This is a genomic window from Williamsia sp. z71, from assembly GCF_059553375.1.
On record NZ_JCANWX010000007.1, the window covers coordinates 129,688 to 141,980 of the forward strand.

Annotated in this window: 10 protein-coding genes; 3 read left to right on the top strand and 7 right to left on the bottom strand. The window is 64.9% G+C overall.

The features are described from left to right. Positions 1 to 96: 96 nt before the first annotated feature. The 3 genes from AC51GR_RS17930 to AC51GR_RS17940 are packed head-to-tail and all read left to right on the top strand — an operon-like array spanning position 97 to position 5,014. Positions 97 to 1,455, top strand: a complete 1,359-nt coding sequence (locus AC51GR_RS17930) for an 8-oxoguanine deaminase (RefSeq protein ID WP_496326004.1) — start codon at positions 97 to 99, stop codon at positions 1,453 to 1,455. Continuing rightward, entirely contained in the window at positions 1,455 to 2,267 is an 813-nt protein-coding gene (locus AC51GR_RS17935) for an FAD binding domain-containing protein (protein ID WP_496326005.1), read from the top strand. The genes AC51GR_RS17930 and AC51GR_RS17935 overlap by 1 nt, the downstream gene beginning before the upstream one ends. Before the next feature lie 14 nt (positions 2,268 to 2,281). Continuing rightward, on the top strand, positions 2,282 to 5,014 hold the full coding sequence (locus AC51GR_RS17940) for a molybdopterin-dependent oxidoreductase (protein ID WP_496326006.1): 2,733 nt from the start codon (positions 2,282 to 2,284) through the stop codon (positions 5,012 to 5,014). A gap of 126 nt (positions 5,015 to 5,140) precedes the next feature. On the opposite strand, the gene AC51GR_RS17945 is transcribed toward AC51GR_RS17940, so the two are convergent. The 7 genes from AC51GR_RS17945 to AC51GR_RS17975 all read right to left on the bottom strand — a co-directional run bounded on the left by AC51GR_RS17945 (position 5,141) and on the right by AC51GR_RS17975 (position 12,163). Then, complete coding sequence (locus tag AC51GR_RS17945) at positions 5,141 to 5,791, bottom strand: hypothetical protein (protein WP_496326007.1); 651 nt, start codon at positions 5,789 to 5,791, stop codon at positions 5,141 to 5,143. After that, entirely contained in the window at positions 5,791 to 7,497 is a 1,707-nt protein-coding gene (locus AC51GR_RS17950) for a GMC oxidoreductase (RefSeq protein ID WP_496326008.1), read from the bottom strand. The genes AC51GR_RS17945 and AC51GR_RS17950 overlap by 1 nt, the downstream gene beginning before the upstream one ends. Continuing rightward, positions 7,494 to 9,032, bottom strand: coding sequence for a flavin-containing monooxygenase (locus tag AC51GR_RS17955; RefSeq protein WP_496326009.1), 1,539 nt, complete (start codon positions 9,030 to 9,032; stop codon positions 7,494 to 7,496). Before AC51GR_RS17955 ends, AC51GR_RS17950 begins: the two co-directional genes overlap by 4 nt. Continuing rightward, entirely contained in the window at positions 9,029 to 9,556 is a 528-nt protein-coding gene (locus AC51GR_RS17960; RefSeq protein WP_496326236.1) for a TetR/AcrR family transcriptional regulator, read from the bottom strand. Before AC51GR_RS17960 ends, AC51GR_RS17955 begins: the two co-directional genes overlap by 4 nt. A gap of 256 nt (positions 9,557 to 9,812) precedes the next feature. Then, a complete protein-coding gene (locus tag AC51GR_RS17965; protein WP_496326010.1) occupies positions 9,813 to 10,721 on the bottom strand; it encodes an alpha/beta hydrolase fold domain-containing protein in 909 nt (302 codons plus the stop codon). Then, positions 10,718 to 11,233, bottom strand: coding sequence for a flavin reductase family protein (locus AC51GR_RS17970; RefSeq protein WP_496326011.1), 516 nt, complete (start codon positions 11,231 to 11,233; stop codon positions 10,718 to 10,720). Before AC51GR_RS17970 ends, AC51GR_RS17965 begins: the two co-directional genes overlap by 4 nt. A 33-nt stretch (positions 11,234 to 11,266) precedes the next feature. Continuing rightward, positions 11,267 to 12,163, bottom strand: a complete 897-nt coding sequence (locus AC51GR_RS17975) for an alpha/beta hydrolase (RefSeq protein ID WP_496326012.1) — start codon at positions 12,161 to 12,163, stop codon at positions 11,267 to 11,269. Between the last annotated feature and the right edge of the window lie 130 nt (positions 12,164 to 12,293).

Here is a 12,293-nt window from a genome sequence, read left to right on the forward strand (position 1 = left end):
CAACCGTTGTATCCGACGGAAATGATGATATTCCTCACCTGGGCCCAGACAGGTCGTTGTCATTTCTTTGTAACCAGCCCGTCGTACGGTGACGGCATGAGCACTGTGATCGAGAATGCCTACATTGTCACCATGGATGCCGGGCGTCGGGAGTTACGCACCGGTTCAGTGGTCTTCGACGGCACCACGATCACCGCGGTCGTCGACGGACGCGTCGACCCACAGGTCGCAGCCGCATCCGAGGTGATCGACGGCACCGGCTGCGTCCTGACACCGGGCCTGATCAACACCCACCACCATCTGTATCAGTGGATCACGCGCGGTCTCGCCGCTGATCACACCCTTTTCCAGTGGCTCACCACCCTGTACCCGGTGTGGGCGGGTATCGACGAAGAGAGTGTGCACGTCGCCGCCCTGGGTGCCTTGGGCCGGCTCGCACTGACCGGTTGCACCACCAGCACCGATCATCACTACGTCTTCCCCAAGGAAGGCGGTGACCTGCTCGCCGCCGAGATACTCGCCGCCCAATCGGTGGGCCTGCGCTTTCATCCCACCCGCGGCTCGATGGATCTGAGTGAGAAGGACGGTGGGCTGCCACCCGACCGCGTGGTCGAGACCATCGATCAGATCCTCAACGCGAGCTCTGCCGCGATCGACCGCTGGCATGACCCCTCGCCCGATGCGATGGTCAAGATCGCCCTGGCCCCCTGCTCCCCGTTCTCGGTGACCGCTGACCTGTTGCGTGCCTCCGCCCAGCTGGCTCGCGAGAAGAACGTCCGACTGCACACCCATCTCGCCGAAACCGTCGATGAATCCGACTACACCGCCGAACATTTCGGCTGCACACCCCTCGAGTACATGGAGAGCGTCGGCTGGCTGGGCGACGACGTCTGGTTCGCCCACGGCGTCCACTTCGACGACAAGGCCATCTCCACGCTCGCCACAACCGGAAGCGGAGTTGCCCACTGCCCCAGCTCCAATGGCCGGCTGGGAGCGGGGATCGCCCGCACCCGCGACCTGATCGCGGCCGGCGTCCCCGTCGGTCTGGGCGTCGACGGGGCGGCATCCAACGAATCGAGCAACCTGCTCGAAGAAGCCCACCAGGCAGTGTTGATGGCCCGCGCGATCGGCGGTCCCACCGCGCTGACCACCCGCGATGCCCTCGAATTGGCAACCCTGGGAGGGGCCCGCGTCCTCGGATGTCAGGGCACGCTGGGATCCATCGAGCCCGGCAAACTCGCCGACCTCGTGCTGTGGCGACTCGACGGCCTGGCCCACAGCGGCATCGAAGACCCCGTGGCCGCCCTGGTGCTCGGTGACGTGCCGCCCATCGAGCGGCTGTGGGTCAACGGAAAGACCGTTGTCAGCGGGGGCGAGTTGACCACCATCGACGCCGAAGACACCGCACGCAGAGTCGCAGCGGCACACACCGCACTGATCGCCAAGGCAGGATGATGGATCTCCACACGATCGAAAGCATCGAAACACCCCGTACCCGCGCCGATCTGGCGGGGTTGGGCGCCACCGACGGCCTGATGTCCGGTGGCACCTGGTTGATGAGTGAACCGCAGATGCACCTGCGTCGCCTGATCGACCTGCGCGGGCTTCGCTGGCCCGATCTCACCATCACCGATGACGGACTCGAGATCGCCGCCACCTGCACCATCGAGACGCTCATCTCCGCGCAGTATCCGGCCCAGTGGGTTGCCACCGGACTGTTTCCCGCCGCAGCGCGAGCGCTGTTGGCGTCGTTCAAAATCTGGAAGAACGCCAGCGTCGGCGGCAACATCTGCCTCGGATTCCCGGCCGGCGCGATGATTTCGATGGCCTCTGCGCTCGACGCCCGACTCCTGGTGTGGAAAGCCGATGGCAGTGATCGTCTCTACTCGGTGCCCCAGTTCGTCACCGCACAGAACGAGACCGTTCTCGAACCGGGAGATGTGCTGCGCTCCATCACGATCCCGGCTGCCGCGCTCACCCAGCCCACCGCGCTGCGAAAGATGTCCATGTCACCGCTGGGCCGCTCCGGCGTGGTGGTCGTCGGACGCAACCGGCCGGCCGGCGCGCTGATCTCGGTGACGGCCGCGACCCGCGTCCCCTATGTGGTCGCCGCGGAAACCATGGAACCCGATGAGGTTGCGGCCCATGTTGATTCGGCGATACCCCTGCAGGCATACTATTCCGATCCACACGGCGCCGCCGATTGGCGCCGTCACGTCACCGGTGTTCTCGTCCGGGACGTCGTTGCTGAGCTCGCCGGTTCCTGAAGGGCGCAAGACATATGAAGATCAACGGAAAAGTTGTCGACGCCCAGCCCGCACCCGGGCAGTGCCTTCGCACGTTCATCCGGGACCAGGGCGAGGACAGTGTCAAAAAGGGTTGCGACGCCGGCGATTGTGGCGCCTGCTCGGTGCTGATCGACGGCGAACCACATCACTCCTGCCTGATCCCCGCATTCCGGGTGTCCGACGCCGAGATCACCACCGCGGCCGGGCTCGGCACCCCCGACAACATGCATCCCCTGCAACAGCGATTCGTTGACGCGGCCGGGTTCCAGTGCGGTTTCTGTACCGCCGGGATGGTGGTCACCGTCAGCGCGCTCGACAAGGCACAGCGGGACGATCTCCCACAGAGCCTGAAGGGAAACTTGTGCCGCTGCACCGGTTATCGCTCCATCTGCGATGCCATCAACGGAGTTGTCGGAGTAGAGAAGGTCTCCGCCGGTGATCCGGGGCCGTCGGTGGGACGATCGATTCCGGCACCGGCTGCCGCGCGCATCGTCACCGGCACCGAGCCGTACACGATGGACCGGCTTCCCTCCGACCTCGGACACATTGCCGTGGTCGGCAGCCCGCATCCACACGCCCGGATCGTGTCCATCGACACCACGGCGGCGGAGCAATTGCCCGGAGTGCGTGCGGTATTGACCCATCGGGATGATCCCGGGGTCGCGTTTTCGACGGCCCGCCACGAGAACCGTCTCGACAACCCCGACGACACCTACGTTTTCGATACCACGCTTCGTTTCGTCGGGCAGCGCGTGGCCGCCGTGGTCGCCGATTCGATGACCATCGCCCGCCGGGCCGGCGAGCTGATCGCCGTCGAATACGAGGTGCTGCCCGCCAACTTCGATCCGGCGCTGGCCACCGAGCCCGGCGCACCCCTGGTCCACGGCGACAAAACCACCGATGCCCGCATCGCTGACCCGCAACGCAACCTGGTTGTCGAGTTCGGTGGCACCACCGGGGATGTCGAGGCCGGTGTCGATGCGGCCCGGACCGCCGGCGGAACCGTGGTGTCCGGGCGGTGGCAAACCGCTCGGATCCAGCACACACATCTCGAGACCCACGGCGCGGTCGGCTGGCGGGATGAGAACGGACGCTACGTCATTCGTTCGAGTACGCAGGTACCCTTCCTGACCCGTGACGGGTTGTGCCATATCTTCGGCCTGGCTCCCGAGGACGTCCGGGTCCACACCTCCCGCGTCGGTGGCGGCTTCGGCGGCAAGCAGGAACTGTTGACCGAAGACCTGGTCGTGCTGGCGATGATGAAGACCGGCCGCCCGGCCGTGTACGAGTTCACCCGAACCGATCAGTTCACCATCGCGACGTGCCGTCACCCGATGCGCGTCGACGTGACGGCCGCCGCGGGCGCCGACGGTGTGCTCACCGCACTCTCGGTCTCGGTGCTGTCCGACGCGGGCGCCTACGGCAATCACAGCATCCCCGTGCTGTTCCATTCATGTAGTGAATCGATGGCCCTGTACCGGTGTCCGAACAAGCATGTCGATGCACGTGCGGTGTACACCAACAACATTCCGTCGGGCGCGTTCCGCGGATACGGGCTCGGGCAGGTCGCCTTCGGCATCGAGGGTGCGATCGACGAACTGGCCGCGCAACTCGGCATCGATCCATTCGAGATGCGCCGGATCAACGCCACGGTCCCGGGTGATCCATTCGTGACATGGGAAGTCGAAGACGACGACCTCGAGTTCGGCAGCTACGGCCTCGATCAGTGTCTGGATCTGGCCCAGGAGGCACTGCAGTCGGCTCGCACCGATCCCCTCCGCAACGGCGAAGTTTTTGCCGACCAACCGGATTGGCGTGTCGGCGAGGGCATGGCCTCGACGATGATCTCGACGAATCCCCCTCGTGGCCACTATGCCGATGCCCGGATGTCACTGACCACCGACGGTCTGTACGTGGCGGCCGTGGGCACCGCCGAGTTCGGTAACGGAACCACCACGGTTCTCACCCAGATCGCCGCGTCGGCACTGGGTTGCCCGCCCACCCAGATCGTCGTCCGTCAGTCCGACACGGATGTCATCGGTTATGACACCGGCGCATTCGGCTCAGCCGGGATCGTCGTCGCCGGGAAGGCACTGAGCGTGGCCGCGGACGAGCTCCGCCGAAAGATCGTCGAGGTCGCGGCTATCCAGCTCGGGGCAGATCCATCCGACTGTGTTCTGGGACCCCAGGGCGTGCAGGCCGGCGCAGCCTTCATCGACCTCGCCGGTATCGCCGCGGCCACGGGTGGACCGCTCGAGTGCGAAGGGACGCACAATGGCAGCCCACGGTCGGTGGCGTACAACGTGCACGCCTTCCGTGTCGCGGTCAACACCGCCACCGGTGAGGTTCGCATCCTGCAGTCCCTGCAGGCCGCCGACGCCGGTGTGGTGATGAACCCCGGGCAGTGCCGCGGACAGATCGAAGGCGGTTCGGCCCAGGCCATCGGCACAGCGCTGTACGAGGAGATGATCATCGACGAGGGCCACGTGATCACCCAGGTTCTGCGGAACTATCACATCCCGGCGCTGGCCGATGTACCCCGCACCGAGGTGTATTTCGCCGACACCTACGACTCCATCGGCCCACTGGGTGCGAAGTCGATGAGCGAGGCGCCCTACAACCCGGTGGCGCCGGCGATGGAGAGCGCCATCCGCAATGCGATCGGCGTCCGGATCCACGAGCTGCCGATGAACCCTCCCCGGGTCTGGCGAGCCCTCACCTCCTGACCCCACCGCCGAGCGTGCCGAAATCACCACCGAGTGGGCCGAAACTGCGGACAGCTCGGCAACTTTGGCACGGTCAACGGTAGTTTCGGCACGCTCGACGGGTGGGGCCGGGGAAGGTTGGTGAGCTCAGGCCGGGATGATGCGGGCCGTACCGGTCTCCATCGTTCCGGAGACGATCTGCAGCCCGTGGTGAGTACCGGTCTTGAGCCAACTGGACAGGGTCGGTCCCTCGGCGAGGACAGCGACCTTCGCGTAGCGAGCCCGGCCCGTCAGTCTGGTCGCGGCAATGTCCAGCCCGCGGTCTGCCGGTTGCGCAAACCCGAGTGATCCCTTGATCGGGAAGGACGGCCCGCGCCCGTCGGACTGGGTCTGCACCAACCAGTCCCGGCCCGAGACACCGGCACCCGCGAGAACATCGCCGGTGAAATCGGCGAGCACCTTTGGCAGCTTCCAGTGGGAACGACCTCCGTGAACCGAGGCCGCGGAGTCGACGGCAATGAATGGCACCGACAGGCGAGGCATCAACCCGAGCCCACCCCCGGGCCGCCGGAGCACCGGACTGGCCAGGATCTCGCGATACGGTCCGACCGGCGAGTCCAGGTAGTCGACGACCATTCCGACGGTGATGTTGATGGTCGATGCCCCGCCACCGAGGACCATCGCCTCTTCGGTGGCCCGATGCCACCAGAGGGTGGCCCGCACCGACGCCGGCCACGGCGGCGGCGAGCTGATCGGTAGCTGCTCCGGAGCACCTTCGGATTCGATCACGCTCCACATCAGCAGGCCCCCTTCATCGTCTCGGAACCGGTCACGAACAGGGGCAGCCGTAACGCCCCGCGGGCATCCGGCGGAACCACCGGCGCGGTGGGCGGCACGGGGGCGAGTCGCACGTACCCTTCGCCCACCTCGGGGCGACGGTCGACCTCGCCTTTGTTCGGCCACAACGCAATCGCACGTTCTGCCTGCGCTGTGATGGTCAGGGAAGGGTTGACGCCCAGGTTCGCGCTCACCGCCGACCCGTCGACAACATGCAGCCCGGGATGGCCGAAGACGCGGTGATACGGATCGACCACACCGTGCTCGGCATCCGCGCCGATCACGCAGCCGCCCAGGAAGTGTGCGGTCATCGGGATGTTGACCACCTCGGCCATCGACCCGCCCGGATCGCCGCCTATCTTGTCGGCGAGCAAGCGGATCGCCGTATGTCCCTGCGGGATCCACTCAGGAGGCGGATTTCCCGAGCCGGGCCGGCTGGTCAGCTTACGGCCGAAGATGCCGCGCTTGGACGCCAGCTCGAGTGAGTTGTCATCGGTCTGCATGACCAAGGCGATGACGGTCTTCTCCGACCAATGCCGCACCGACAGGCTCCGGACGAACGCGCCCGGATGACGTAACGCAACACCGGCCGTCTTGAGTATCCGAGGTGTTCGCCCGCCGCCATCGGACAACACCGTCTGCAACAGTCCGATGGCGTTGCTGCCCTTGCCGTATCGAACCGGCTCGATGTGCGTGTGGTCATCCGGATGGAACGACGATGTGATGGCCACACCGTTGGTGTAGTCGATATCCCGGTTGCGAGCGGTCGCGGCGAGCACGGCCTCGGAGTTGGTGCGCACCACCGAACCCAGCTGATCGGAGAGCTCTGGCAGCTCACCGGTCTCCTTCATCGCGAGCAACAACTTCTGCGTGCCGTAGGTTCCGGCAGCGAAGACCACCTGACCGGTGAAGATACTCTTCTCACGACGACGCAGCTTGGCCCCGGTACGCCGGGTGACGACTTCGTATCCGCCGGACGCCGGACGGACCGCACGCACCGTGGTCAACGGCAGGACCGTCACGCCGGCTCTCTCGGCGAGATGCAGGTAGTTCTTCACCAGAGTGTTCTTGGCACCCACCCGGCAACCGGTCATGCAGGACCCGCATTCGGTGCAGGCCGTCCGCTCGGGGCCGGTACCACCGAAGAACGGATCCGCCACCCGCTCACCGGGATTGCCGAACAGCACACCCACCGGCGTGGTGGTGAACGTCGAGCCGACGCCCATGTCCTCGGCCACCTCGCGCATGACCTTGTCGGCGGCCGTCACGCTCGGGTTGTCGACAACGCCCAGCATCCGTCGGGCCTGGTCGTAGTAGGGGTCGAGTTCGTCGAACCAGTCGGTGATATCACCCCATTGCGGGTCTTCGAAAAAACGCCTCGGCGGCTGGTACAGGGTGTTGGCAAAGTTCAGCGATCCACCACCCACCCCCGCCCCGGCCATCACCAGGACATCGGGCAGCAGGTGTATGCGTTGCAGACCATAGCAACCCATCCACGGCGCCCACAGATACTTGCGCAGTCGCCAGCTGGTCTTGGGCAGCTCGTCGTCTTCGAAGCGTCGTCCTGCCTCCAAAACTGCTACTTTGTAGCCCTTTTCGGCCAGACGGAGTGCGGCCACCGAACCACCGAAACCGGATCCGACAACCACCACGTCATAGTCGTTCATGCAGGCTCACTTTCCCGGGGCTGCGGGGTCACCGCGCCGCTGCCGAGTTCGAAGTCGTTGAGATCTGTTGTGCGCAGGAGCTTGCGGAACTCCCAGGTGAACGTCGGCCACATGACCGAGTTGCGTCCGTTGCGGTCGAAGTACCAGCTGGAGCATCCGCCGGCGTTCCAGACGGTATCGGTCAACTGTTCGTCGATGTCCGCGTTGTAGGCCTCTTGGGCCTCACTCGTGACGTCGATGCTGGACAACTTCCGGTCGGCCATCTGCGCGATCGCCGAATTGACGTAGTTCGCCTGCGATTCCAGCATGTACACGATCGAGCTGTGCCCGAGATTGGTGTTCGGCCCATACATCAGGAACAGATTCGGGAAGCCGTTCACCGACGTCCCCCGGTAGGCGCTGGGGCTGCCGTCCCAGGTTTCGGCAAGGCTGCGGCCGTCGGCCCCGTGCAGCACCTGTGCCACCGGTGGTTCCGTCGCGGTGAACCCGGTACCGAAGACCACCGCGTCGACCTTGTGTTCCACGCCGTGTCCGTCGACCACCCCGTCCGCGGTCATTGCCGTCACCGCGGTGTCCACGAGATTCACATCGGGTCGGGCCAGGGTCCGAAGCCAGGTGTTGGACAGCAGCATCCGCTTGCAGCCGATGGTGAACTTCGGCGTCAGTTTCTTCCGCAACACCGGATCTTTCACCTGTTTGCGCAGCTGGCTTTTCGCGAGCAGTTTGAACAGCGGCAACAGGAACGTTAACTTCGCCAAGGCCAGGACATAGCCCTCGCGGTACACGTAGAGGCCACCCCTGGCGAGCTTCTGCGTGGCAGGCAGCACCCTGTACAGGGTGCGTTCCAGTGTGCCGATCGAGCGGTCGAGCCGAGGGATGATCCATGCCGGCGTGCGCTGGAAGACAGTGAGATGTTCTGCAGGGTCGGCCAATTCGGGAACGAACTGAATGGCCGAGGCGCCGGTTCCGACCACCGCGATGCGTTTGCCCGCCGGATCGAAACTGTGGTCCCAGGTGGCGCTGTGGAACATCGTCCCGGTGAAATCCCCGATCCCGGGGACCTGCGGAAAGCTCGGGTTCGACAGTGTGCCCGTCGCCGCCACCAGCACCTGCGCCGATGTGACACCACGCGAGGTCTCGACCCGCCACCGGGAGGTGGCCGGATCCCACCACGCACCGAGCAACTCACAGTCGAAGAGCGTCCGCTCACGCATCCCGTGACGGTCTGCCACCGACTTCAGATAATCGAAGATCTCCGGCTGACGGGCGTAGTTGTGCGTCCACGAGGGGCTCGGCGCGAAAGAGAACGAGTACAGGTTGCTCGGGACATCGCACGCCGCACCGGGATAGGTGTTGTCGCGCCAGGTTCCGCCCACATCGGATGCACGTTCGATGAGCACCACATCGGATGAGGTCTTTTCGGTCAGGATCTTGTGCGCTGCGGCCATCCCGGCAAAACCGGTTCCGACGATCAACGTGTGCACCTGCGCCGGCAACGCTGCCAGTGAAGCTGCGCCTGCGTGTTGAGTACTCATGTACGGGTCACCATTGCCTCCCATATCGGGACGAGGCGCGCACGCATCTCCCGGTCGGTTGTGTCATTGCGAAAAAGAGCCGAAACCGCCAGTCCCCTGGCCAGTTCAACGCTGATCTCGATGGCTTCCGGCGACATCCGGTCACCGAAGATCGCCGCGCTCCCGGCCTGGATGGCCTCGTTGACCCGGGCCTCGAGGGGCAGGACCGCAGCGTGCAGCACCGGATCGGTACGCGCGGCGATCCACAATTCGAGCGCAGCGTAGAAGAGCGGTCCGGAGAAGGCATCGAGAAACAGTTCGACGCCGGCCTTGTCATCCGCCACATGGGCGTCGAGCATCTCGGCCAGTCGCTGCTCGACCAGATGCTCGACGGCCGCGACCACCAGTGATTCCTTGGTCGGAAAGTGATGGAGCTGCGCCCCTCTGGAGACTCCCGCCCGGCGGGAGATCTCCTGGGTGCTCGTCCCGGCGTATCCCTTGTCGATGAGGCAACCGATCGCCGCGTCGAGCAACCGGGCCCGCATCTCCGCGGTCCGCTGCGCCTGGGTACGACTGGGCGTCACAGCCGGGTTGTCAGACCCGTTCGTGCCATCGGTCGTTGATGTGTTCGTCGCCACACAGCGAGGCTAGCTGAGAACTAAGAAACAGTCCAGCCTGTTTGTAAGTTGTTGCTGCCAGCGCCAAGAAAATGACCCTGGAAACTGTCAAATACCAGGCCGCCGAGGGCTATTTACCCTCGGCGGCCTCGGATTCGACAGGTTTCAGGTTCCCACGCCGTCGTTATGGCAGTACTTGCCTGATGAAGTCCGATATCTCGGCTACGCCTTCTCGCGCCGCAGGAAGAAGATCGGTGAAGAGCGTCCACGCGTGGCAGGTGTCGGGGTAGACCGAGAGGACGCTGATACCACCGCCCGCCCGCACCCGTTCGTCAAGGCGAACCGCGTCGTCCAGAAGAATTTCGCTGTCACTGGCCAGAAACAGGATCGGAGGTAATCCGGCGAGATCAGCGAACACCGGTGAGGCCAGAGGAAGCGAACGGTCATGATCACATAGATATGCAGCGGCCAGATTGCGGAGCGAACGCGCCGTGATCACCGGGTCCGTCTCGCGATTGGACTCGATGCTCGCACCCGACGCCGTGAAGTCGGCGAGCGGTGAGACGGCGACGGCGACCGCGGGGAGGGTCGCACCGCGTTGCCGGGCATGAACCAGTACCGCACACGTGAGACCGCCGCCTGCGGAGTCACCCCCGACCGCGACGTTCTCGGCGCCATATCGCGCAACTACTGCATCAACGACTGCTGCCGCGTCGTCGAGCGCGGCGGGAAACGGATGTTCTGGTGCCAACCGGTAGTCGGGAACGATCACCGGCATCCGCAGTGCGCGCGACAGGGCGGCGGCGGCGTGGGCGTATCCGCGGGGACTGCCCATGACATAGCCACCACCGTGGAACCAGACGAGTACCCCGGCCCCGGCCCCGGTACCGACGCCGGCGGTCACCTGGAGCGCCGCAACATCGCCGACAACGACTTCTTCGACCGAGACATCCTCCGCGAGTGCGGATTCGGTCATCATTGTGTCGAGGTTGCGCCGCAACTCGCCGAGGCCGAGCCGCCCGTTCCCGAACACCGCCGCAAAAGAGTCGCGGGCCCGCGCAAGGGCTCCGTCGTGTTCACAGGTCGTCGTCATCGACGCACCACGCTGCTCGTCGGCGGCAACGCGGCGTGAGTGCCGAAACTTCGCGCATGGTAGGTCAGGGGCGCAATCGTCTCACTCACCACGTCGATCACCCGACCGAATACGACGATGTGATCGGCAACCTCGGTCGTCGCCATCACCTCTGCCGCCATCCAGTGAGGCACTTGGGCGATGCGCGGCACACCGGCGTCCACGCGCCACGTCACGCCGTCGAACTTGTCAGCGCCTTTCCGCGCGAACTGTGCGGCAAGCGCCGACTGCTCGCTGCCGAGAACGTTCATCCCAAACGCTCCAGAGGCCAGCACCAGGCCCAACAACTCCGAGCCCCGATCGAGCGAGACGAGGAATGACGGCGGCGACATCGACAGGGACGCAAAGGCGCTCACGGTGGTGCCATGTGGACGTTGTCCGTCCATGGCTGTCACCACCGCAACCGGCGTGCAGACTGTTGCCATGGCATCACGGAATCGTGACGTCAGTTCGTCGAGTTGATGTTCAGCCATGTCGGCAGACCTTTCGTGGGTGACGGGGGTGGATCAGTCGCAGAGGTTCTTCCGAAGGAAAGCCCCGGCCTCGTCTGCGGCCTCGATGCCCTCGGGGAGAATCGCCGAGAAGAGCGGCCACACGTGAACCATGTCGTCGTAAGCGGAAACGCTCGCAGAACCGCCTGCTTCGACGATCTTCTCGGCCGCACGCCGTGAATCATCGAGGAGCACCTCCTTGGAACCGACCATGAAGAGCGCCGGAGGAAGATCATTCAACTCCGCGAACAGGGGCGACGCCTTCGGGTCGGCGGGGTCATGCCCCTGTAGGTACGCAGCACTGATGTTGCCGATCGAACCGCGCGACACCGCGATGTCGACGCCGTCGAACTCGTCGATGGTGCCACCGCTTGCGGTGATGTCGAGCAGCGGAGAGATGAAGACCGCCGCAGCGGGCAAGGCTTCGCCCCGCTCACGCAACGCGACGAGCGCGGCGAGTACCAGTCCCCCACCTGCCGAATCACCGCCCACCGCAATATTTTTCGCACCGTGCTTTGCGACGAGTGCGGAGATGACGGTAACCGCGTCGTCGCCTGCAGCCGGGAACGGATGCTCCGGCGCCCGCCGGAAGTCGGCCAGTACCACCGACATTCCGGATGCGCGCGACAAATTGTGGCCGAGCTCTTGGAACCCGCGCGCGGTGCCCATGATGTTGCCGCCGCCGTGGAACCAGACGAGGACCTTGTCTGTGGTGGCGCCCGAAGCTGCGACGGTCAGGGTCGGCACACCATCGACGTCACCTTCGACGGGCACTACGCCGACAGGGAGTTCGAACTGTAGGAACAGGCGGTCATAGGCCTCACGCAGATCATCGACCGTTGCCGTCTCAGGATCGGGAAAGCCCTCCAAGTACATCTTTTCTACGCGTTCGAGAGCAGGGGTCCTGGCCATGATTCCTCCGAGATGAATGTGGATGCCGACACCCGGGCACGGTCGGCGTTGTGATTGATATTACATAGTTCATACTAACTACGGAAGAGTTTTCCTGGACTTTCTCGGCCAATAGGCCGATCACTACCAG